Annotated in this window: 19 protein-coding genes; 10 read left to right on the top strand and 9 right to left on the bottom strand. The window is 58.6% G+C overall.

The annotated features are described in order from the left end of the window. Window positions 1–135: 135 nt before the first annotated feature. From B2590_RS05395 to nhaD, 5 genes are all read left to right on the top strand, one after another. On the top strand, window positions 136–468 hold the full coding sequence (locus B2590_RS05395; protein WP_041335952.1) for a hypothetical protein: 333 nt from the start codon (window positions 136–138) through the stop codon (window positions 466–468). A gap of 82 nt (window positions 469–550) precedes the next feature. Beyond that, the gene (locus B2590_RS05390; RefSeq protein ID WP_278366961.1) at window positions 551–1,153 is read left to right on the top strand and encodes a CBS domain-containing protein; all 603 of its coding nucleotides are present in this window, start codon (window positions 551–553) and stop codon (window positions 1,151–1,153) included. A 77-nt stretch (window positions 1,154–1,230) separates the two neighbouring features. After that, window positions 1,231–2,652, top strand: coding sequence for an acetyl-CoA carboxylase biotin carboxylase subunit (locus B2590_RS05385; protein WP_036204758.1), 1,422 nt, complete (start codon window positions 1,231–1,233; stop codon window positions 2,650–2,652). Between the two features lie 20 nt (window positions 2,653–2,672). After that, complete coding sequence (gene oadA / locus B2590_RS05380) at window positions 2,673–4,469, top strand: sodium-extruding oxaloacetate decarboxylase subunit alpha (RefSeq protein WP_036204760.1); 1,797 nt, start codon at window positions 2,673–2,675, stop codon at window positions 4,467–4,469. A 59-nt stretch (window positions 4,470–4,528) separates the two neighbouring features. Next, entirely contained in the window at window positions 4,529–5,944 is a 1,416-nt protein-coding gene (gene nhaD, locus B2590_RS05375; RefSeq protein WP_041335954.1) for a sodium:proton antiporter NhaD, read from the top strand. Here nhaD and B2590_RS05370 read toward each other — a convergent pair. The 4 genes from B2590_RS05370 to B2590_RS05355 form a co-directional block, all read right to left on the bottom strand. Then, window positions 5,934–7,415, bottom strand: coding sequence for an amidase (locus B2590_RS05370; RefSeq protein WP_085680020.1), 1,482 nt, complete (start codon window positions 7,413–7,415; stop codon window positions 5,934–5,936). The two genes, nhaD and B2590_RS05370, sit on opposite strands and share 11 nt — an antisense overlap. Before the next feature lie 30 nt (window positions 7,416–7,445). Next, window positions 7,446–8,453, bottom strand: a complete 1,008-nt coding sequence (locus B2590_RS05365) for a hypothetical protein (protein ID WP_041335958.1) — start codon at window positions 8,451–8,453, stop codon at window positions 7,446–7,448. A 224-nt stretch (window positions 8,454–8,677) separates the two neighbouring features. Continuing rightward, window positions 8,678–9,886, bottom strand: a complete 1,209-nt coding sequence (locus B2590_RS05360) for an acyl-CoA dehydrogenase family protein (RefSeq protein ID WP_081899226.1) — start codon at window positions 9,884–9,886, stop codon at window positions 8,678–8,680. A 22-nt stretch (window positions 9,887–9,908) separates the two neighbouring features. Further along, window positions 9,909–11,213 (bottom strand): acyl-CoA dehydrogenase family protein, encoded by a 1,305-nt coding sequence (locus tag B2590_RS05355; RefSeq protein ID WP_278366968.1) that lies wholly within the window; start codon window positions 11,211–11,213, stop codon window positions 9,909–9,911. Between the two features lie 293 nt (window positions 11,214–11,506). Between B2590_RS05355 and B2590_RS05350 the strand changes: the two genes are divergently transcribed. Both B2590_RS05350 and B2590_RS05345 read left to right on the top strand, forming a co-directional pair. Further along, window positions 11,507–13,213: an autotransporter assembly complex protein TamA gene (locus B2590_RS05350; RefSeq protein ID WP_199447289.1), complete on the top strand. Its 1,707-nt coding sequence runs from the start codon at window positions 11,507–11,509 to the stop codon at window positions 13,211–13,213. Continuing rightward, window positions 13,210–16,953 carry a translocation/assembly module TamB domain-containing protein gene (locus B2590_RS05345; RefSeq protein WP_278366973.1) on the top strand — a complete coding sequence of 1,248 codons (3,744 nt, stop codon included), beginning with the start codon at window positions 13,210–13,212 and terminating at the stop codon, window positions 16,951–16,953. Before B2590_RS05350 ends, B2590_RS05345 begins: the two co-directional genes overlap by 4 nt. A gap of 9 nt (window positions 16,954–16,962) precedes the next feature. Here B2590_RS05345 and B2590_RS05340 read toward each other — a convergent pair whose 3' ends face one another. Beyond that, window positions 16,963–17,649, bottom strand: coding sequence for an SIMPL domain-containing protein (locus tag B2590_RS05340; RefSeq protein WP_036204779.1), 687 nt, complete (start codon window positions 17,647–17,649; stop codon window positions 16,963–16,965). 12 nt (window positions 17,650–17,661) lie between these two features. On the opposite strand from B2590_RS05340, the gene B2590_RS05335 reads away from it, so the two are divergent. Then, window positions 17,662–17,862 (top strand): hypothetical protein, encoded by a 201-nt coding sequence (locus B2590_RS05335; RefSeq protein ID WP_007155194.1) that lies wholly within the window; start codon window positions 17,662–17,664, stop codon window positions 17,860–17,862. Here the strand turns inward: B2590_RS05335 and B2590_RS05330 are convergent. Next, the gene (locus B2590_RS05330; RefSeq protein ID WP_036204783.1) at window positions 17,847–18,614 is read right to left on the bottom strand and encodes a gamma-glutamyl-gamma-aminobutyrate hydrolase family protein; all 768 of its coding nucleotides are present in this window, start codon (window positions 18,612–18,614) and stop codon (window positions 17,847–17,849) included. The genes B2590_RS05335 and B2590_RS05330 overlap by 16 nt on opposite strands. Beyond that, window positions 18,607–19,602, bottom strand: a complete 996-nt coding sequence (locus B2590_RS05325; RefSeq protein WP_036204785.1) for an amidoligase family protein — start codon at window positions 19,600–19,602, stop codon at window positions 18,607–18,609. Before B2590_RS05325 ends, B2590_RS05330 begins: the two co-directional genes overlap by 8 nt. Window positions 19,603–19,780: 178 nt before the next feature. On the opposite strand from B2590_RS05325, the gene lexA reads away from it, so the two are divergent. After that, the gene (gene lexA, locus B2590_RS05320) at window positions 19,781–20,389 is read left to right on the top strand and encodes a transcriptional repressor LexA (RefSeq protein WP_036204787.1); all 609 of its coding nucleotides are present in this window, start codon (window positions 19,781–19,783) and stop codon (window positions 20,387–20,389) included. A gap of 165 nt (window positions 20,390–20,554) precedes the next feature. Continuing rightward, window positions 20,555–20,965 carry a cell division inhibitor SulA gene (locus B2590_RS05315; protein WP_371915653.1) on the top strand — a complete coding sequence of 137 codons (411 nt, stop codon included), beginning with the start codon at window positions 20,555–20,557 and terminating at the stop codon, window positions 20,963–20,965. Window positions 20,966–20,968: 3 nt separating this feature from the next. On the opposite strand, the gene B2590_RS05310 is transcribed toward B2590_RS05315, so the two are convergent. Then, on the bottom strand, window positions 20,969–21,229 hold the full coding sequence (locus B2590_RS05310) for a hypothetical protein (RefSeq protein WP_007155189.1): 261 nt from the start codon (window positions 21,227–21,229) through the stop codon (window positions 20,969–20,971). Between the two features lie 51 nt (window positions 21,230–21,280). Beyond that, window positions 21,281–21,757 (bottom strand): DUF6586 family protein, encoded by a 477-nt coding sequence (locus tag B2590_RS05305; RefSeq protein WP_036204793.1) that lies wholly within the window; start codon window positions 21,755–21,757, stop codon window positions 21,281–21,283. Between the last annotated feature and the right edge of the window lie 239 nt (window positions 21,758–21,996).

Below are 21,996 nucleotides of genomic sequence, written 5' to 3'. Positions count from 1 at the left end.
TAACTCCCCCTCCTACTCGATTCAGGACACGCTTTTCCCGTATCGGCCACGAAAGCTTGCATTGCCACCATCCCCTGGGGTTATCATTAGCCGTCGCCTTTGCATTAGTTAGGCAACTACTAACACGGTGAAATGATGCCCCGTCGCTCCGTACACACATTCAGTCTGTCTGGCAACCTCGTTGCGTTGCTGGCACTGATATTTGTTGTCTGGACATCGGTTACCGTTGCGCTCCCCACCCTGGATGACCCTGTTGCCACCACTGTCGCGCTGAGCGATTGGCAAGGCAGTTCCGAATCCTCAGAAGGGGCCTCGTCACCCGGCGATGTGTCGTCGCTGTCGCCCACATTCGTTTATCCACCGTCGGCGTTGACGTCCCGCGCCCTTCATCAGTTGGCCTTTGACGGCCCCCCCAGAAGAATTCTCAGTTACCCAGGCCAGTCACAGGCACCTCCCTACCAGCTATAGACATTCGAACTGATTCAGGCGCTGCTGCCCCTGCGTGGGTGCCCCGCGCCTGGAGAAATGGTCTTTAGCCAGGAGAATTGCCATGGGCAATCAATCAAGCGTTCAAGCGTCCCTGTCTGCCGGAGCCAGATACCGGCTTGTTTCACCGGAAGACGAGGACACCCTCACCAATGACGCCGCCGCGTCGGAGCTGTTGAAGGACTTCACCAGGCAAGCCCCGGTGATCGTCCGGTCATCGCGAGAGATCCAGGAGGTCAAGAAGACACTGGATGTTTCCGGAGAAACCTTTTGTGTGGTTATCAATCGAAATGATGAGGTGGTCGGAATATTGACCCTGAAGGATCTGATCGGTTCCTGGCCCATGAGTCTCGCCAACCAGCGTGGAAGTAGCATCGCCGATATTGTTGCGCGGGACATCATGCGGTCGGTATGGCGCTTGCCAACGATAGAGCTCGGTAAGCTTCAGGACCTGAAAATTGATGAATTAATCACCATTTTCAAGGGGCTTCATTCGGACTATCTTTTGGTAATGGACACTGTCGCCGTTGGGGCAGAGGAGCAGGTCATTTGCGGGCTGCTGTCCGCTGACGAGCTTAGCCGGCGCCTTGGTATTCGAGTGACCCCTGATCCCGGCCCGGGATCTTTTTCCGACATCGTTCATGCGGTGCGGAAAAACCCCGGGTAGAAGAACGCAACGCTGCAGCCTGCCGTTGCGGGTTGCAGCTTTCTTCCGTTAATGACTATTACTTGAAGGAAGCTTCCATGGCCATTAAAAAAGTGCTCATCGCCAATCGCGGCGAAATTGCCGTTCGCATTGCGCGGGCCTGCAAGGAGTTGGGCATTCGGTCTGTCGCTGTTTATTCAGAGGCGGACCAGTACTCCTTGCATGTCAAGAAAGCGGATGAGTCCTATCAGATCAGTAAGGACCCGCTCAGCGGTTACCTGAATCCCCATCATCTCGTGAACCTGGCGGTCGAAACTGGCTGTGATGCTCTGCATCCGGGTTACGGCTTTCTTTCCGAGAATGCCGAGTTAGCAGCCATCTGCCAGCAGCGGGGGGTAACGTTTGTCGGCCCGTCATCCGAGGCGATCAGTGCCATGGGCGACAAGACCCAGGCCCGCAAGACCGCCATTGCCGCAGGTGTCCCCGTTACACCGGGTTCGGAAGGCAACCTGGATGACGTCGAAGATGCCGTACGCCAGGCGGAGGACGTTGGCTACCCGGTTATGCTCAAAGCCACGTCCGGTGGTGGTGGCCGGGGCATTCGTCGTTGCGATAATGAGAAAGAGTTGCGGCAGAACTACGAGCGAGTGATTTCCGAGGCCACCAAGGCCTTTGGCAGTGCCGAGGTTTTCCTGGAGAAGTGCATCATTGAGCCTCGTCATATTGAAGTGCAGGTATTAGCGGATCATCACGGCAATGTGGTGCACCTGTATGAGCGAGACTGCTCCATCCAGCGCCGTAACCAGAAGCTGATCGAAGTGGCACCATCGCCACAGTTAAGTGAGGAGCAGCGAGAAACTATTGGTAACCTGGCCATCCAGGTTACCCGCCAATGCGGTTACGTGAATGCTGGCACGGTAGAGTTCCTGCTCGACCACGACGACAGCTTCTATTTTATGGAGATGAACACGCGGGTGCAGGTGGAGCACACGATCACCGAGGAAATCACCGGCATCGACATCATCAAATCGCAGATCCGAATCGCGGCGGGCGAGCCGCTGGAGTTTTCCCAGGCCGACATCAGTTATCGCGGTTTCGCCGCTCAATTTCGCATTAACGCGGAAGACCCGAAAAACGGGTTTCTGCCCAGCTTTGGTCGCATCAGTCGCTATTATTCCGCCGGCGGCCCGGGTGTGCGCACAGATGCCGCCATGTACACCGGCTACGAGATTCCCCCTTACTACGATTCCATGTGCGCCAAGCTGATTGTCTGGGCGCGGGAATGGCCGGAACTGGTGGCCCGTTCCCGCAGAGCGCTCAGCGACATGGCTATCTACGGGGTACACACCACGATTCCTTACTACCAGCAGATCCTGAACCACCCGGATTTCCAGGCCGGCACGTTTAATACCGGTTTCGTGGAGCGCAATCCGCAGTTGTTGGAGTACAGCGACAAATCCCGACCGGAATCCATTGCCACGGCCGTTGCTGCCGCCATCGCAGCCCAGGCTGGCCTGTAACACGAATATTGGAGAGCACCATGAGTAAGAGAAAAATTCACATCACCGACGTCATCCTGCGGGATGCCCATCAGTCCCTGATCGCCACGCGTATGCGCACCGAGGACATGCTGCCGGCCTGTGAATGGCTGGATCAGGCCGGCTACTGGTCACTGGAATGCTGGGGCGGCGCCACGTTTGATGCCTGTGTGCGATTCCTTAAGGAAGACCCATGGGAGCGCCTGCGTACCCTGCGTAAGGCTCTGCCCAACACCCGTCTGCAAATGCTGTTGCGCGGTCAGAATCTGCTCGGGTACCGCCACTACGGCGACGATGTGGTGGAGGCGTTTGTTGAAAAGGCCGCGGAAAACGGTATCGATGTGTTCCGTATTTTTGATGCGCTGAATGACGTGCGCAATCTGGAGACCAGCATTAAAGCCGTGAAGAAGGCCGGCAAGCATGCCCAGGGTACGCTGTGCTACACGGTCAGCCCGGTGCACGACGTGAAAACCTTCCTGGCTCAGGCCGAGACCATGGCAGACATGGGTGCTGACAGTATCGCTATCAAGGATATGGCGGGCCTGCTGACGCCAGCGGTGACCGCCGAGCTGGTCAGCGGCCTGAAGAAGAACCTCAAACTGCCGGTATTCCTGCACTCCCATGCCACGTCGGGCATGGCGCCCATGTGCCAGTGGGCTGCATTGGAGGCCGGTGTGGATCATATCGATACCGCGCTGTCGGCGTTTGCGGGCGGGACCAGCCATCCGCCGACCGAATCGTTGGTGGCTGCGTTGCATGATGCTGGCTGTGAAACCGGCCTCAACCTCGAGTTGCTGGACAAGGCCACCCGCCATTTCCGCGAAGTTCGCAAGAAATACCATCAGTTCGAGAGTGACTACAATGGGGTGGATACTTCCGTACTCCTGTCCCAGGTGCCCGGTGGCATGATGTCCAACCTGGCGAATCAGCTAAAAGAGCAGGGCGCCCTCGACCGGATTCAGGATGTGTTCGAGGAAATCCCCCGGGTGCGTAAAGACCTGGGATACCCTCCGCTGGTGACGCCCACTTCACAGATCGTCGGCACCCAGGCAGTGATCAATGTGTTGGGCGGCAAGCGTTACGACACCATCACCAATGAGGTGAAGAAATACATGCAGGGCTGGTATGGCAAGGCGCCTGCAGAGGTGGACGCACAGCTGCAACGACGTGCTGTGGGCAAGGAAGAGTTGATTGAAGAGCGCCCGGCCAACCTGATTCCCAAGGAGTTTTCCGAACTGCGCAAGGAGCTGGGTGATCTCGCCGAGAGCGAGGAAGACGTACTGACCTACGCCATGTTCCCGGACCAGGCCCGCACGTACCTGGAGCAACGCCGCGACGGCACCTTGCAGCCGGAAGCCCTGGAGCCCATCGCCAACGGTAAGACCGGCGGCAGTGTGTCCACCGAATTCCGGATCACGGTGCACGGTGAAAGCTACGATATTCATGTGACCGGTGCCAATCCGGTGAGCGAGACCGAGCGCCGGTTCTACATGACAGTGGACGGCGTGCCCGAGGAAATTCAGTTGGAATCCCAGGGCGAAGCTTCTGAAAATACCCGCAAGGGTGGTCGTGCCAGAGCCACCGGAGAAGGCCAGGTGACCACCACCATGCCAGGCAACATTGTTGATGTGCTGGTGAGCGAGGGTGACGAGGTATCTGCCGGTGACGCGGTGCTGATCATCGAAGCCATGAAAATGGAAACCGAGGTTAAAGCCACCAAGTCTGGTATCGTCAAGGCGGTGAATATCTCGAAAGGCGACCGGGTAGCGCCTGGTGAGAGCCTGATCGAAATCGAATAACCAAACCCCCCGGGACGATCGTCCCGGGCACTCCATCGCAGTTGGGAGCACCCCCTCGAATGAAGTCGATCTTGCTGTCGTTAGCGGCCGTGTTGTCGCTGGCGCCCGGACCGGTGTGGGCAAATGCCGACCGGGCCGTGGATCTTATTTCCCACCCTGTGGGCTACATTGCCATCGCGATTTTCGTAGTCGCGTATCTATTGGTCATTCTGGAAGAACGGATTCACCTGGCCAAATCCAAGCCGATGCTGATCGCGGCAGGGTTGATCTGGATACTCGTGGCCCTGGCATACCGCGCCGCGGGCGCCAATGGCGAAGTGGAAGAAGCCATACGGCATAATTTCCTGGAATACGCGGAACTGTTCTTCTTCCTCCTGGTGGCGATGACGTACATCAATGCCATGCTGGAGCGCGGTGTCTTCGACCAGTTGCGGATATGGCTGCTTGGCAAGGGCTTTGGTTACCGGCGTCTGTTCTGGATCACCGGTATCCTGGCGTTCTGTCTGTCACCGGTCGCGGACAACCTGACCACGGCTCTGATCATGTGTGCCGTGGTGATGGCCGTGGGCCGGGACAGCGCCAAATTTGTGTCCCTGTCCTGTATCAATATTGTGGTGGGCGCCAACGCGGGCGGGGCGTTTAGCCCGTTCGGCGACATCACTACACTGATGGTCTGGCAGAAAGGCATACTCCCGTTCCAGGACTTCTTCCAGCTGTTGCTGCCTTCCATCGTCAACTTCCTGGTGCCGGCGGCGTTGATGCATCTGGCTTTGCCGAAGGGCCAGCCGTCATCACCTGAGTCGTTCGGGAACGTTATTCGCCCGGGCGGGCTCGTCATCTGCGCTCTGTTCCTGCTGACCATCGCCACCGCCATCAGTTTTCATCAGTTCCTGCACATTCCACCGGTGTTCGGCATGATGACGGGGCTCGGTTACCTGAAGATTTTTGGGTTCTATCTCAAACGCCATGAGGAATATCACTGGAACGAGGGCTTTGAGTCCCCACCGGGAGATAGCTCGGGTGACCGGACCCAGGGACGTCGTGCTTTTGACGTCTTTTCCCACATTGCCCGGTCGGAGTGGGACACTCTGTTCTTCTTCTACGGGGTGATTATGGCGGTCGGCGGCCTGGGCTTCATTGGTTATCTCGGCATGATATCGGCCACGCTGTACGGCGATCTGGGGCCCACCGTTGCTAATGTCATGATCGGAGTGATCTCTGCGCTGGTCGACAACATTCCGGTGATGTTTGCGGTGCTGACCATGAACCCGGCCATGCCGGATTATCAATGGCTGCTGGTTACGCTGACTGCTGGCGTTGGTGGCAGCCTCTTGTCCATAGGCTCTGCTGCGGGCGTCGCACTGATGGGACAGGCCAGGGGGCAGTATACGTTTCTCAGTCACCTGAAATGGACACCGGCAATTGCGCTGGGTTACGGGGCCAGTATCTGGGTGCACTTTATGGTCAATGGCTGAGGTCCGGCGGCTGCTGGAAGCCGGCAAGTCCGCTGGCTTCCAGCAGCTCTGCGAATCGGATCGTCGTCAGGTCCATCCCCGGCGCACCGATGACCTGCACATTGAACGGCAACCCATCCGCTGTTTTTCCAATAGGAACGGAGGTAGCGGGCAGCCCGAGCAAGGTAGCCAGGGCAATCCAGCAGAACTGGTCCATGTACGCCCTGGGCTGACCTGCAACGGTGATCTGCCGCTTGAACACCGGATTGCTGTGATCGTGGCGAATGGCCGTGGTTGGGGTGATCGGCGTTAATAGCACATCGAATTCGTCGAACAGGGTAGTGATTTCGGCCCTCATCTTCTCCCGCATTTCGCTCCAGGCCATCCACTGGTGTACCGGCTGGTTCACGCCGCGGCCGTATTCTCCGATGAAGGCCGTGACAGGGCCAAACAGGTGTAGCCAGCGTTCAAGCCGGGAGATCCACATCATTTGCCGGCGTTGGGCCGGTTTCATGGACGTGCTGAGAAGGCTGCCCAGTAAGTTGAAATAGGCAGGCAGGATGTGTTCCAGGTTGAGTAGTTGATGCTGGGCTTCGGCAACCAGTGCTCCATTGCTTTCCAGTGTCCGCCCGAGCTGTTGGTAGCCGTTCAGTAATTCGTCGTCGATGGGGCACAGCGGGTCTTTCAGCCAAAGGCCCACGCGTGTCTGTTCCAGAGAATGAATGGTGGCCGGTGCCATGGCCAGTTGCCAGCTGTTGCGTTCCCGTTCTGCGGGGCCGGCAATCACGTTCAGCAGCAGTTCCAGATCCTTTGCCGAGCGCGCCAATGGCCCGCCTTCGGCCAGGTCCGGCCGCGACTCTGTGCCCGGAGGCCCTGGAATGTGACCACGGAAGGAGACCAGGGCACGGGAAGGCTTGTGCCCGAAAACGCCGCAGAAATGCGCCGGTGTGCGGATGGAACCCGCGAGATCACTGCCCACTTCCAACGGTGTCATGCCTGCCGCAAGCGCTGCGGCAGCGCCCCCGGATGAGCCGCCGGGGGTATGTGCCAGGTTGTGGGGGTTGTTGGTGACACCGAAGAGCTTGTTGTAACTTTGGAGGTCGGTGGCGTAAATGGGGACGTTGGTCTTCCCCAGGATGATCGCACCGGCGTCTTCCAGGCGCTGGACCACGTCGGCGTGTTTTGTCGGGATGTAGTCTTTCAGCGCGGGTGCACCGGCGGTACAGGCCATGCCGGCAACCTCCCAGGTGTCTTTCAGGGTGAGTGGCAGCCCATGCAAAGCGCCCAGTGTCTCACCTTGTGCCTGTACCTCATCGGCTTGCCGGGCTTTCTCCAGGGCTTTCTCTTCATCGAGCGTCACCACGGCATTGATGGTGTCATTGCACTGGCGAATTCTGTTCAGGAAGGCCTGAGTGACGTCCACACTGGTTAGCTCCCCGTTTTTAAGGTCGCTAATCAATTCGGCGGCAGAACGGTAGTGCAGTGGTTCCATGAAAACCTCGATGTTGTTGGCAGGTTCAGCTCAGGTCAGTTCGCTACGCCAGTGTTTGACCCTGACCTGGCTTTTGACGGCATCCAGCACTTCGACAATCAGGTTGATCAGGGCTTCGTTGTGTTCGTCGTTCTCGTCTTCGTTATCGGGCGATGGCAGGAATACGTTGACGATGTCTTCGATGAACGCGTGGTTGGATGCGGAAGCAAGGTCTTCCAGAATCTGGTGAATCACGTTGGCGACGATGTCCCCCACGGCTTCTTCCAGGGTTTCCTGGATGGTTGGGCCGACGACGGGCAGGTACTTCAGCCTCGACAACTCCAGGTTCTGTTTGAGGGCGTTGTCGACGCGGGTTTCCAGGTAGCTTCGCAGGGCGCCGCGATTGGGGATGTACCCTTCCCGTGCTGCTTCCGCAACCCGTTGTGATACCCAGTCGGATAGCATTTCCCGCCTTGGGTAGAGGATGTCGTTCTGAATGCGCTCGAACAAGGGTGAGCCCTTGCGAATCTCGTCTTGAGCACCGGTGAGCACTTTGATGACGATGCGGTCGGAGAGCTCTTCCATGAAGGCTTCGTAGTAGAAGTTGAAGAACTGGAAGGCTCGGGTCTGGGTGACGTCGATCACTTTGTACTGGTGCAGCCGGTAGATGATGGAGATAACCCGCAGTATCCGCAGGAAGCGGAAGCTGCCAACGGGGATGCAGCCGATGATGTCGTACCAGTGGATGAACGGGTAGAAGTACCAGCGGTCGTAGACTTTGGCCTTGATGGCGTAGCCCCAGCGCACGACGAACTCGGTCAGGAAGATGCTGACGAAGATGAGGTCGTAGAACAGGAAGTTTTCGTGGATGGGCTGGTAGAGTTCTTTGACAAGCGGTGCGTGTTCAGCGAGCAGGTTCTGGACACCGGTGAAGTTGTAGATGGAGTCGAAGATGATGAAGGCCAGGTTGATGATAAGCAGGCCTAGCATCAGGAAGTCTATGATGAACCAGATGAGTTGGTGGCTGGTTTTCAGGTTTTCTCGGTTTATCTTCAGCATTCATCAATCCAGGACTTCGAGTTTGGAGTCTGCAGCGGATGTATCGCTTCTCCCCAGACACGCCGTTAACCCATCCATGGGGGCTCGGCATTGCCATCCTTGGCAATGCACGGTCTGGGGAGAAGCGATACATCCGCTGCGATCAGGCTCTGAGATGCCCGCCCTCCTGTTGAGAAAAACGGGTTGCACCTGCCTGATTTTTCGACGCTTTCGTACAGGTTAGCTTATTTCAGCTCTGCCGACGACTTACCGAGCAGTCTCCTGGCGATGATCAGTAGCTGGATCTGTTGGGTGCCTTCAAAGATGTCGAGAATCTTTGAGTCCCTGGCCCATTTTTCCAGTAGTTCAGTTTCGCCATAGCCAAGGCTGCCGCAGAGTTCGACGCAGCGCAGGGTGACCATGTTGCCCACGCGGCCAGCTTTGGCTTTGGCGATGGAGGCTTCCTTGGAGTTGGGCAGGCCGTTGTCGGCCATCCAGGCGGCGCGGAGGGTTAGGAGCCGGGCTGCTTCGAGTTCGGCTTCCATTAGTTGCAGTTCGCGGGTGACGGCGGGTTGGGTCCAGGTCTGGTGGTGGTATTCCAGGTCGGTGCCGGTTAATGCGATGAGTTCGCGGGTTTTCTGCAGGGCGGCGCTGGCGACGCCTATGGCCATGCCGGCGACGACGGGGCGGGTGTTGTCGAAGGTTTGCATGGCACCGGCGAAGCCTTTTTCGACGCTGACGTCGGGGTCGCCCAGGAGGTTTTCTTTGGGAATGCGGCAGTTGTCGAAGCGGATGGCGGCGGTGTCGGAAGCGCGGATGCCAAGTTTTTTCTCCAGGCGTTCGACGGTCATGCCGGCGGTACCTTTTTCCACCACGAAGGATTTGATGGCGGCGCGGCCTTTATTGCGATCAAGGGTGGCCCAGACCACGACGGCGTCGGCGCGTTCTCCGGCGGTGACGTAGATTTTTTCGCCGTTTAGGATGTATCCGTCGCCGTCTTCGGTAGCGGTGGTGCGGATGGCGGCGGAGTCGGAGCCGGCGCCGGGTTCGGTGATGGCCATGGCGGCCCAGGTGTTGCCCAGTCGGGCGAGTTGTTCTTCGTTGGCAACGGCGGCAATGGCTGAGTTGCCGAGGCCCTGTCGGGGGATGGACAGGGCCAGGCCGACGTCGCCCCAGCACAGTTCGGTCAGCCCCAGGACGGTTTTCATGTTGGTGCCGTTACGATTACCACCCCCGCCGTTGCTTTCGGAACGGGCCAGTTTTCCGGCGCCGGTGCCACCGTCGGCCGCGCCGTCGTTCATGCCGTCCATGATGGAGGCAAACAGGTCGAGTTCTTTTGGGTATTCGTGTTCCGCCCGATCGTATTTGCGGGATATTGGGCGAAACACCTCCCGGGCCACTTGTTGTGCCTGATTGATCAGAGGCGAAAATTTCTTCGGTATCTCGAGATTCATCAGAGGTGTCCTTACGTTTTGATCAGGCGTGAAGGCCGCCGCTCAGGGTGGAGATGGAGCGAAGGTCGCGATACCAGCGCTCGACCGGATGTTCCTTGACGAAGCCGTGCCCGCCCAGCAGTTGAACGCCGTTGGTGCCGATCTCCATGGCTTTTTCGTTGCACAGTAACCGGGCCAGGGATGTTTCACGGTGCGTTGATAAGCCTTGCTCCAGTCGGCTGGCGGCGCGCCAGGTGAGCATGCGCATGCTGTCGGTTTCTATGGCGAGGTTGCTGATCATGAACGCCACGGACTGGCGGTGGCTGATGGGTTCTCCGAACGCCTCCCGTTCGTTGCAGTAGGGGATAACATAGTCGAGAACGGCCTGTGATGTGCCGATGGCAAGTCCGCAGCGGAGCAACGAGCCGCAGTCCAGAAACGCCTCGTAGTTGAAATCGTCGTCGCCCAGCAGGGCGTCAGGAGACAGTTCAACGTTGTCGAGCCGCAACTGGACAGGCGCGGAGGCTCTCAGCCCCATGCCCGGGTCGGGTTTGGTCTGGATGCCTGTCACGCCGGCTTCCACGATGAACAGCCGCGGTCGGCCGTGCAGTTCCGCGGCAATCAATAGCAGGTCTGCACTGGCGCCGAGGACCACGCTGCTTTTCAGGCCGTTGAGGGTGTAGCCGGTTGCGGTTTCGCTGGCGGTGGTCCGCAGCCTGTTCGGGTCAAACAGGGGTATGGGCTCGTCAAGGGCAATGGTGGCTGTGGGCGGCGCGTCGTCGCAGAACGCTGGCAGGTATCGGCTCTGCTGTTCCCCGGTGCCCCAGCGGGTGATGGCCTGGGCGACACTGAACGGCGACAGGAGTGCGGTTGCGATGCCCATGTCGCCCCAGGCCAGTTGTTCGGCAATCGGCACGCTGGTCACGGGAGACTGATGTTCCGCCACGCCGCCAAAGGCTTCCGGTACTGCGTACAGGCCAAGGCCAAGCTCGGATGTGGCCGCTGTGACGGTTTCCGGTATTTCCCCGGCTTCATCCGCGTCTGAGGCCGCCGGTCTGATCCGATCCTCTGCCAGCCTGCGGAGCATGTCGGTGATCATCTGTTGGTCATCGGTCAGGGAGAGGTCGAACAGATCCCCGGGTATGCGATTCGGCAATTGCTTGCGGGGCAGCCAGTTGTTCACGCGCTTGAACTCCCGGCCAGCGTGAGCAAGGGTGCGAAACCCGGCACGGGTGCCGTGATAGGCGGTTCTTTCCAAAGACTGACGCAGTCCCAGCCGGTCCAGCATTGGGTTGGCCGCAAGCCGATTCATCATCGACAGGGCGAGGCCGACGGGGGTGCGTGTCATACGTTCTCTCCTGGCCATACATTTTCTCCTGGCTAACGCCGCCCGTTTCCGGTTGTCTGGCGATCCGATGCAGTGGTTGTCACGCGATCATGGGGGCATCGGGCATCCTCGCCATTGGCATAGAGCGCATTACAGGCAGGCAAGATGGTCAATTGCCATGGATTAAACGGACCGCTACCCGGTACACTCATACTGCCAACGCGCCTTTTCACCCACTTTCACTGAAGTAATGCTGCTTGATGCGTTCCCACATTAGACCTCTGTTTCTAAGCCCTGTCGGGATCGTCTGGCTGATGATGCTGGCAACACCGGGATTGACCTGGGCGCAGCAGGTGGAGGTCAACGTGGAGGGGGACTATCCGCAGCTTCAGGATAATGCGGAAGCCTTCCTGGGTGAGGTTGAGGGCCGCAGTGCCGGAAGCCTCAGACGATACGCCAGCACCGCCGAAGCACAAGTGGAAGAGGCGCTCCGTGCGCTGGGCTACTACAGCCCGATGATTCAGTGGGAAGTGGTCGAACAGCCCGGCGATGACGAAACACCCGCTCGCCTGGTATTGACCGTGCAGCCCGGCGAACCCATTCGCGTCCGTTCCCGGCAGGTGTCCATCGAAGGCCCGGCCAGTCGGGACCCCGATTTCGTGGGAACCCTGCCGGAAAAGCCATCGGAGGGGGATGTGCTGAATCACGGTCAGTACAGCACGTTGCGGCAGACCATCCAGAACCGAGCCACCCGGCTGGGGTATTTTGATGGTGAGTTCACCACCCGCCGGCTGGAAGTCAACCCGGAACAGCACACTGCGGATATTTCCCTGGTCTTTCGCAGTGGCGTGCGATATCGCCTGGGCGAAGTGAGCTTCAAGGAAGGGCATGGCTTTGAGGAGCAGTTGCTTGAGCAATTCGTACGTTTTGAGCCCGGTGAGATCTATCACGCCGACAAGGTCGCGAGGCTAAGCGGCGATCTCTCCAACAGCGGTTATTTTTCCGGAGTGGACATTGACGCTTCGCCTGGTAAAGCCGAGGAGGGAGTGATACCCGTGTCGGTGGACCTGACCACTCGTCCTCCGCGCTCGGTTGCAGCCGGTGTCGGTTTCTCCACGGATGTGGGGCCGCGTTTCAGCGGTAACTGGCGGGAGCACTGGATCAACCCCATGGGTCATCGCCGCGGCGCGCAGACGGAACTCTCGGTGCCGCGACAAAACGTGGGCGCCTGGTACGAGTTGCCCCTTGATCCTCCCATGACCGATTCCATTCGCCTTTCCGCCGGGTATCAGCGGGAGGATATTGAGGATGTGGAGTCTGAACTGCTGACCCTTGGCCAGCAGTGGAAACACCAGCTCGATAACGGCTGGTTGCAGGTTGCATCGATCCGCTGGGAAGGTGAGCGTTTTCGCATCGGCGATGATGACCCCGAGCAGAGCAGCCTGTTGCTGCCGGGGCTTGGGTATTCGAAACTGCAGGCGGACTCGCCGTTGGATCCATCCCGGGGATATCGCATCCAGTTCGATGTGACCGGTTCTCACCGTGCCGTCATCTCCGATGTGGATATTCTCCATGCCAATGTTCTGGTAAAGGGCCTCTACACCCTGGCGGACAACCACCGTTTTCTGTCCCGGTTCCAGTTTGGTGGCGTGGCCACCAATCGCTTCTCGGATGTGCCGCCGTCATTGCGGTTCTTTGCCGGTGGCGACCAGACGGTGCGGGGGTATGGCTATGAGACGCTGTCACCCCGGAACAGCGAGGATGTGGCCATTGGTGGCCGTTACCTGATGGTAGGCAGTGTCGAGTATCAGTACGAGTTTACCGAAAACTGGCGGGTCGCGGCGTTTGTTGACGAAGGCAACGCCGTGGATGACCTGTCGGACCCGCTGGCGACGGGTGCCGGCCTGGGCATTCGCTGGATCAGCCCGGTCGGGCCGCTGCGCCTGGACGTCGCCAAAGGCCTGGATCCCGAGTTTGGCGGTGAGTGGCGCATTCACTTTTCCATGGGGCCGGAGTTATGAGCGACGAAGCGAAAACTCCAACACCAAAACGGTCAAAACGCCTGAGAAACGGGTTGTTGATAGCGCTGGCCGTTATTGTCCTGCTACCGCTGTTACTGCTTGGGTTGTTGGTGCTGGCGCTGCGTTCGGAAACCGGTACAGCCTGGGTGATTGATCAGGTTCCCGGCCTCGAGGTCGAGCAGGGGCAGGGTTCGTTGCTGGGACAGTGGCAGGCAGCCTCCCTGACATGGCAGGGCTACGGTGTGGGGCTAAAGGTAGAGTCGCCGGTCGTTGACTGGTCGCCCACCTGCCTGTTCAACAAACAGCTCTGTCTGGAGCGACTCCTGGCAGACAGCATTGATCTGACTCTGCAGCCGTCCGGCGAGCCCAAAGAAGACAGCGGTGATATCAGTCTACCCAGTGTCGACCTTCCGTTGGGGCTGGTGGTCCGGGACGTGAACCTTGGTCCCTTTACGCTCAACGATGCCAAGGTCTGGGACCGGCTCCAGCTCAAGGCTCAGGGTTCCGGTTCGGACTGGCATCTGCAGAACCTCGCCTTTGTTCGGGACGATATCAGTATTGATGCCTCCGGCAGGCTCCAGACCCGGGGCGACTGGCCGCTGGATCTGGAGGTTGGGCTGATGCTCCCGCCCCCGTATGGCGCTGATTGGCAATTGGCACTCAATCTGACCGGGAGCGCTGCAGACCTGAGAGTTAAGGGCCAGAGCAGCGGTTATCTTGATGCCACGCTGGCTGGCCGGGTGGCGCCGCTGGACAGCGCCCTGCCGGCGGAACTGATCGTTCGTTCCAGCCGGTTCGTCCCGGCGGAGGGGTTACCGAAAACCCTGATGCTGACAGACACCGTGGTTGCCTTGAAAGGCAGCCTTGAGAACGGTTTCCGCTCGGATTCCCGCACCGTGCTGCCCGGATCGACAGGCGATATTCCCGTGTCACTGAAGGGGTTGGTGACTACAGAGGGCCTCGATGGATTGGAGCTCGTCTTGACGGGCCCCGGGACTACTGAGGCTGAGACGGGCCGTCTCCGGGTCACCGGCAACGTAAGCTGGGAGCAGGCGCTTCAGGCAGACGCCAAGGTCAGTCTCGACGCTTTTCCCTGGTACAGCCTGATTCCGGATTTTGAACAGCCGCCGGTCACATTGCGCCAATTCAACGGCGACGTTCAATACCAGGGGGGAGCCTATCAGGCGAGCATTGACGCCAGTGTCAGCGGCCCCATGGGCGACGCCGATATGGCGGGGGATCTTGAGGGTGACCTGGAGTCCGTTGCGTTGACGAACCTGCGCGTCAATACCGGCGCGGGTTTTCTCGGCGGCCGTGCGGACGTGGCGTTCGCTGATCAGTTGTCCTGGGATGCAAGCCTGACGCTGGACAGCTTTAACCCTGGTTTCTGGCTCCCCGCCCTGGAAGCGAGCCTGAGCGGCGACGTGGATACCAGCGGACGTCTGCAGGAGGGAGGAACGCCTACGCTGCAGGCAAAATGGGACCTTTCCGGAAGTTGGCAGGCCAATGAGGCGCTGATGCGAGGTGCGCTGGACAGTGATGCCGGTAACTGGACATTGTCGGACCTGGAGCTTGAGGTAGGGGACAACCGGGTGACCGGCCAGGGCCGATGGGGACAACAGATTAACGGCAACCTGGAACTGAACCTGCCTGCGCCGGAAACCTTCCTGCCGGGGCTGGCGGGTTCGGTCAACGGTACGGCCTCGGTTTCCGGCACCGTGGACCAACCCCGTGGCAAGGTAACACTCACTGGCAGCGACCTGGCATGGCAGGATCAATTGAGTCTGTCCAGCCTGGACCTGACGGCCACGCTGCGCGAAGGGTTCAACATCCAGGCGGATCTTCGGGGAAAGGAAGTTCGGTATGGCGAACAGCTACTGGAAGACTTGTCGCTGGCACTGACGGGAACTCGGGATGATCACCAACTCAGGCTAAACGCCCGCCACAAAGAGGCTGAGTTGTCGCTGTTGCTGGCCGGAGACGCCTCGGAAAGCTGGAATGCCTGGGTGGGTGCGCTTGAGCAGGGGCAAATCAGTGTGCCTGCCCAAGGCCAGCAATGGACCCTATCAGAGTCCGCGGCCCTCGAGTATACCGAAGCGGGCAAGCTCACGTTGGGACAGCACTGCTGGCAGTGGCAACAGGCGTCTGTCTGTGCCGAGGACCAGACTCTGCTCCCGACTCAAGATATCGCCTATCGCATTGAAAACTTCCCGACCACGGCACTCTCCCCGCTGTTGCCGGACACCCTGCGTTGGGACGCAACGCTGAATGCTGACCTGCAACTGGTCATGACGGAAGATGGGCCGGATGGTGAAGTATCCATCGACGCCGGTTCCGGCGAGTTTGAAGTGCAGGTGAGGGACGAATGGGAGAGCCTGAGCTACAACACCTTCACCACGCGCCTGAGTTTGAAGCCGAGTGTGGCGGAGCTGGACCTGCAGTTGCAGGGCCCCGATATTGGTAATCTCTCTGTCGGCATGTCGGTCGACCCGGATAGTGATGCCCGTGAAGTCGATGGGCAATTCAGCATCGAAGGCCTGGATATCGCCATGGCTGGCATATTTGCCGGGCTGGAGGTTGTTGAGGGAGAGCTCAATGGCGAGGGGACACTGTCTGGGCCGCTAATGAAGCCAGCTGTAAACGGCGAGCTTGCGCTCTCGGGCGGTCACATTGCCGATCCACGGTTACCGATTCCGCTTGAGGATCTGGTGGTCAGCCTGGAGTTGAAAGGATATAGCGCGGATTTGTCCGGACGTTGGCGCAGCAATGAACGCGGAAGCGGCAACATAGAAGGGTCGTTGGCCTGGGAGGCGGAACCGTCGGTGGAAGTGCGGCTGACCGGTGACCGTTTGCCCTTCAATTACGAGCCGTACGCCCAAGTGGAGCTGGTGCCGGATATCACTATCGCCTACGAAGGCGGCGATCTGTCGGTTTCCGGTAACCTGAACGTACCCCGGGGCACGATCGAAATCCGCGAGTTGCCCGCCCAGGCCGTGTCCGTATCCGAGGACGAGGTTGTCGTCGGCGCTGAGGAGAAGGAAGGCGGGCTCCGCACTCTCAATATGGACGTCACTGTCGTGGTCGGTGAGGACGAGGTCAGCTTTAGTGGTTTCGGTGTCACCGGTAACCTTGAGGGGACACTGCGTATCGGCAACAACCTGGATACCCGAGGTGCCCTGCAGCTTGTTGAAGGCCGGTATGAGGCCTACGGTCAGGAGCTCGACCTGCGCCGGGCCAGGCTGGTGTTTGTGGGGCCACTGTCAGAACCGTACCTGGACATCGAGGCAGTGCGGCGTGTGGACAACGTGGTGGCCGGCATCCGCCTCAGCGGCCCGGTGAGCTCGCCCCGGACCGAAGTGTTTTCTGAACCGGAAATGCCTCAGACCGATGCGCTCTCGTATGTGATCCTCGGCCGGGCACCGCAAAGTCGTGGTGATGAGGGGCAAATGAGCAGGGCAGCCATATCGCTGGGGCTGACTCAGGCTAACAAGGTAACCCAGGGTATTGGCGAGGAATTCGGAATACGCAATCTGACGCTGGAGGCGGAAGGCTCAGGGGATGAATCGGCAGTAGTGGCCAGTGGTTACCTGACGGATGAACTCAGCATCCGCTACGGTGTCGGCATCTTCCAGCCCATCACCACGGTGGCGCTACGTTACGATATCGGACGTTACTTCTATCTGGAGGCTGCCAGTGGCCTGGCAGCCTCCCTGGATATATTCTATACGCGGGACTTCTGAGCGGGTGATTTACTCCAGTTCAAAAGTCGCGCTAACCCGGGCCTCCAGTTCACGGGAACCGACCGCTGAGACAGCGTCCGAGGCGCCTCGCATTTCCGCCATCATTGGCATCGGGGGTTGATGGCCACCATCGACGTTAATGGTCATCACCTCTCCGCACTGTTTGTCCAGTTCCCGGGCAACAAATTCGCAGCGTGATTTCGCATCTGCAATGGCGCCCGCCAGGGCCTGTTTGCGCAAACCGACTTCATCGGAATGAAAAAACTGATGGGGACCGACGTTGTAGTCCATACCCAGTGATTGCGCCTGTGCAAGAATCGGGTTGAGCAGAGAGAGGTCATCGATGGTGAAGCTGACCGTTTGTGAAGCCACGGCCACTCGTCGGGGCTCCTCGTGACGCTCTGGTGATGGAATCGAACGGCTGTAAAGGTTCAACGAGGCGTCGCTGTAGGATTTGAGCCGGTCGCGGAAGTCCTCGATGCTCTCCCGCCACTTCTCCATCTGCTCGTTGACTTCCTCAGTGGCCGTCTCGGGAAGCTTGTGCTCGGCGCGGGCGGTGAACTGCAGCCGTGCGCTGTCTGGCGTATACTTGACTGAGGCCTGACCGCTCAGGCTGACTTCTGCTGCTGATGCGCCCAGGGGAAACAGAATCAGGGCCGTGGAGGCCAGCAGGTATCGATGGACGTTGTGGAACATAGTTGGATCTCCATGTTATTGCACGAGAATCAGGTCAGGTTGACGCCCCGGGAGCGTGATATCCTGTTCAGGCTGACCGGGAGCGACCCCCATTATGTGACCACCCGCGAGCAACTGAAAGAGTGGGCGGCCCGTTATTTGACGGCTCTGCCCGACGACGCTCGGGAAATTCGTGAAATTAAGGCCGTGTTGCAGCGTTATCTGCCATTTTGAGCGGTATTCTCATCATCTTCTCCGGCGGCTTCGACAGGTTCATCCAGCCGAATCAGCTTCCTGTCTTCCGCAGCCTGCACGAAATGGCTGAAAATCCGCCGGTGGCCGCCATGATAAAGCAGGTACTCCGGGTGCCACTGGATGCCCATTAGCCATTGCCCACGTGTATTTTCTATCGCTTGCACAAACGAGTCGTTGTCCACGGCGACAACGCGGAGATGTGTGCCCAGTTTTTTGATGCTCTGGCTGTGGATGCGGTTCGCGCCAATCACCGGGCTGCGCATCACCTCTCCCAGGCGGCTGTCACTGACGACCCGAACAGTCTGTAGCGGTAACAGTAACGGCCGGTGGCGGGTGTTCACCCGCAGAGGTGTCACGTTCTGGCACAAAGATCCGCCGCGGAAAATATTGATAAACTGGGCGCCGCGGCAGATACCCAGTACCGGGATGTTCAATTCTTCTGCACGGGACAGCAGACGAACATCGGTTTCGTCGCGGCGCACGTCATACCGGGCGGTTACCTGAGGAGTCTGGCCGTACCGCGAAGGGTGCACGTGGGTACCACCGGAGAGCACAAGGCCGTCGAGCAACGAGACGTCCACCTTCGAACCCGGGCGGATAAAATGGGTTCGCGCACCGTGGAGGCGCAGCGCGAAGGTGATCAGCCGGTGGGCGAGGCTGCGGCGTGCCGGGCCGCTGATGCCAATCGTAAGGCCCGGATGTTCAGGCTTATCTACCGGGCTTTCAGACATAGTTCCCGGACCGAAGCCACTGGTCAGACGTGTCTAACCAGCTGTGGGTCAGGTTATGGAGGCTCAGTTTGCGACTGTTGCGAAACTCCGTAACCAGTTTCGATAAGTCATCAGCGTTGGCCACCAGTTGTTCCAGCACAATCCAGTCATTCCAAACCGTGGAAAAATGCCAGTCAGGGTTATCAATGTCGCAGTCGGGTAGCCGGTAATGCAGCGTTGGCCGGCTTTTGATGCGCTCATCCTCCACGTATTCTGCGAGCAAATCGCTGTTCAGGTGTGCGAACAGCGGGAGCAGGTCCAGGGCCTTGTTGCGGGTTGGATTGTAATGCAGGTAGTCCCGCATTAATTGCTCCATGTCCGGCGCATAATCCTCTGAAATCAGAAGGTCAATGTAGGTGCTGCTCCAGGGCTCAATGTAGCTGGTCAGCTTACGGCTGAAATCGATCTGGTGGCGTGCCTTCAGCCACTCGTAGAGCGCAGCGAAGGCCCGCAGGTAGCGCACCAGCGTTGTGGCTCTGAGGTCCGGTAGCTCCGGGTTCAATTGCAAACCAAAGGCATAATAGAGCGCCTCCCGGCTGCCGAGTGCGCCTGCTCTTCGCAGCTCATCGCAAAGTGTCTCTATGCGTTCCAGCTTACTGAAAGCCAGCGGAGGGCTGACGATCTCCAGGGGCACGATTTTCTCGGCGGCTGCGTCGATCACGCTCATGGCCTGGCCGCCAAGTTCCCTGACGGACTCGGGAAGACGCTCGTCGGCCAGATCAAGGTCCTTTATCGGGTCCGAATCCAGTTCGATGGTAAAGTCACCGAGTTCCGTTTCAACCTCGGACACATAGCGCGCAACAGACTTTCCGGTACCTCCCAGCAGTTTTGCGGACAGCGAGACGAGATCTTCGTAACCGAGGCCGGACAACTCAATTTCAACGCCAACTCTGCGTTCCTTGCCATCATCCGTCTTGAGGATGTCCGGTAACCTACATCTGTTGCTCATTCAGGCGACTCCCTATCTTGGTTGCGATTACCTTAACACAGTCATACGTCAGGGCGTGGTGGACGGGCCACCCAGTGCGGCTCAAGGAAAAATTGCGTTTACAGGGTTTACACTGGATAAAACACTGTATATAGTCAAATCACTGTATATAAAAACAGGGCTAACCGGGGCAACCTAAATGAAGCTGACAGCTAGGCAGACACAGGTACTGGATATTATTCGTCGCTACCTTGACGAGACCGGGTATCCGCCGACCCGTGCAGAAATCGCGGCGGAACTTGGGTTTCGTTCTGCCAATGCCGCAGAAGAACATCTGCGGGCACTGGCCCGAAAAGGCGCCATCGAGATGGTGCCGGGAGCCAGCCGGGGAATACGTCTTCCCGATGTAGAGGCTGATCTTGGTTTGCCAGTGATCGGTCAGGTGGCGGCCGGTAGCCCCATACTGGCCCAGGAGCATATCGAAGACCATTGCACCCTGCAGCCTGAATTTTTCTCGCCCTCGGCGGATTATTTGCTCAGGGTACGCGGCATGAGCATGAAGGACATTGGCATCCTTGACGGCGACCTGTTGGCGGTGCACCGCACCCACGATGTGCACAACGGACAAGTGGTTGTGGCGAGGGTAGGTGAGGAAGTCACGGTCAAACGGTTCCGTAAGGAAGGCTCGAAAGTGTACTTGATCGCCGAGAACGAGGAATTCGAACCCATAGAAGTGGATCTGACAGAACAGGAACTCTTCATTGAGGGGCTCGGCGTCGGGGTCATACGGCGCTCGGACCTTCACTGACACCCCCAGGGTGTCCGGACATATCCGGCTGTGTTTCGTTGAGTGTTGAACACCGCGGGCGCGGCTTAACGGCAGGTGAGGCTTATCATGGAACAACTCAGCTTTAATCAGAATCTGGCTTATGCTCACAGAGGCGGCAGGTTTGTCGGTTCAGAGGTTGCCGGTATGAGCGACCATGATACCGTCAGGGCGCCTGCTGTCAGGAGTCGCCCAGCCAAACCGGCAGGTAATGTGACCGAAATCATTTTGCCCGAAGGGCAGGTTGAGAACTTCCAGCTATTGCTACCGATGCTTACGCAGTTGAATCAGGAGAAGCGTTGGTTAGCCTGGATTGATCCGCCCCAAAGCCTTGTCAGTAAGTGGCAGACCATGCGTGGCATCGTTGCAGGCGAACTGTTGGTGTTGAGGTCTACTCCTGACTACCCAGCCGGGGAGCTTGCCGAGCGAGCACTGAGCGCAGGCACCTGTCACGCTGTGGTCATGTGGACCCACAAGCTCGGGCGCGAAGCGCTCGCGTCACTGGAGCAGGCTTCGGCTCGGGGTAACAGTCATGGTGTGGTGCTGCGCCAGCGCTGATCGTCAATGAAGTGTGTAGGAGGGCCGGATGTCCTGAGTGTCCGGCTCTTCGTCTTCCCAGTCGATATCATGGGCAACGTTACCGACGGCCTCAATACCGGCTGCAATCATGGCCTTGGCCACGTTCATATCCCGGTCTTCCATCATCTCCCTGGCTTCCGTCGAAAATGATATCTGGACCAGTGGTGCACTGTCGTCGTCGATGCGGCGAAGCGCATAGTCTCCGTTGCTCAGTTGTACAATCTCGAAAAACGATGGTGACATTAAGTTAGCCTTTCAGTTCATTCCTGTTGGGTTCGGCAACGCCGTGGTTCATTACCATTCGCTGTGCCGATCCTCGAGGATATCGATAAAGTGTTTCATCGCGCCCAGAGTGGTTTCCAGAGCCTGCTTTGAGCGATCCGGGCCGGTGTCAGCTGCAACCGCAATCACGTTTTCATTGCTGACCGTTTTTCGGGTCACCGGGGGATTGCCCTGATGACGCTCAAGCTGCTCGAGATGACTCCACCAACTCCGCCCGTCACTGGCCAGTTGCTCCAGTTCTGTCATTTCCGGGCTGTGGGTTCCGATCAGCTCATCCAGTGCCTCAAGGTCATCAGGCTGGCTATGTTTGTGCTGATACACCCTGGCGATCATTACCAGCGTCAGTTTTCGAGCCCTCAGCCCTAGCTCTATGCTGCCTTGCAGCAGCGCTTCTTGCGTTGGAACGCTGTCGCTGTGCTCCAGCTGCCCCAACAGGTTGCGAGCCAGGAATATTTTCTGGGAAACCAATGAATGCCACTGTGAAGCCATGGTAGTACCTGAGAGTGGTTTCACTGCTGTGCGATGAATTAATCGCCAACTATAACATTTTTCATTGTGAATTTCTCCTCCCACCGTTGGTTTGGTGGTTTTGACAAGAAACTACAAAGATTCACTTGAAACGGTCGTTTGAATTTGGCAAAAAGGCGCCCCGATTGAATAACATTTGATCGCCTGTTGTTGTTTCCGGCGTAGGCATGCCAAACCGCGAATGATACATGGGTTGATCG

The organism is Marinobacter sp. UBA3604, from assembly GCF_002375325.1.
GTDB lineage: Bacteria > Pseudomonadota > Gammaproteobacteria > Pseudomonadales > Oleiphilaceae > Marinobacter > Marinobacter salarius.
Note: the sequence above shows the minus strand (reverse complement) of the source record. Positions and strands in the feature narration are given on the sequence as shown.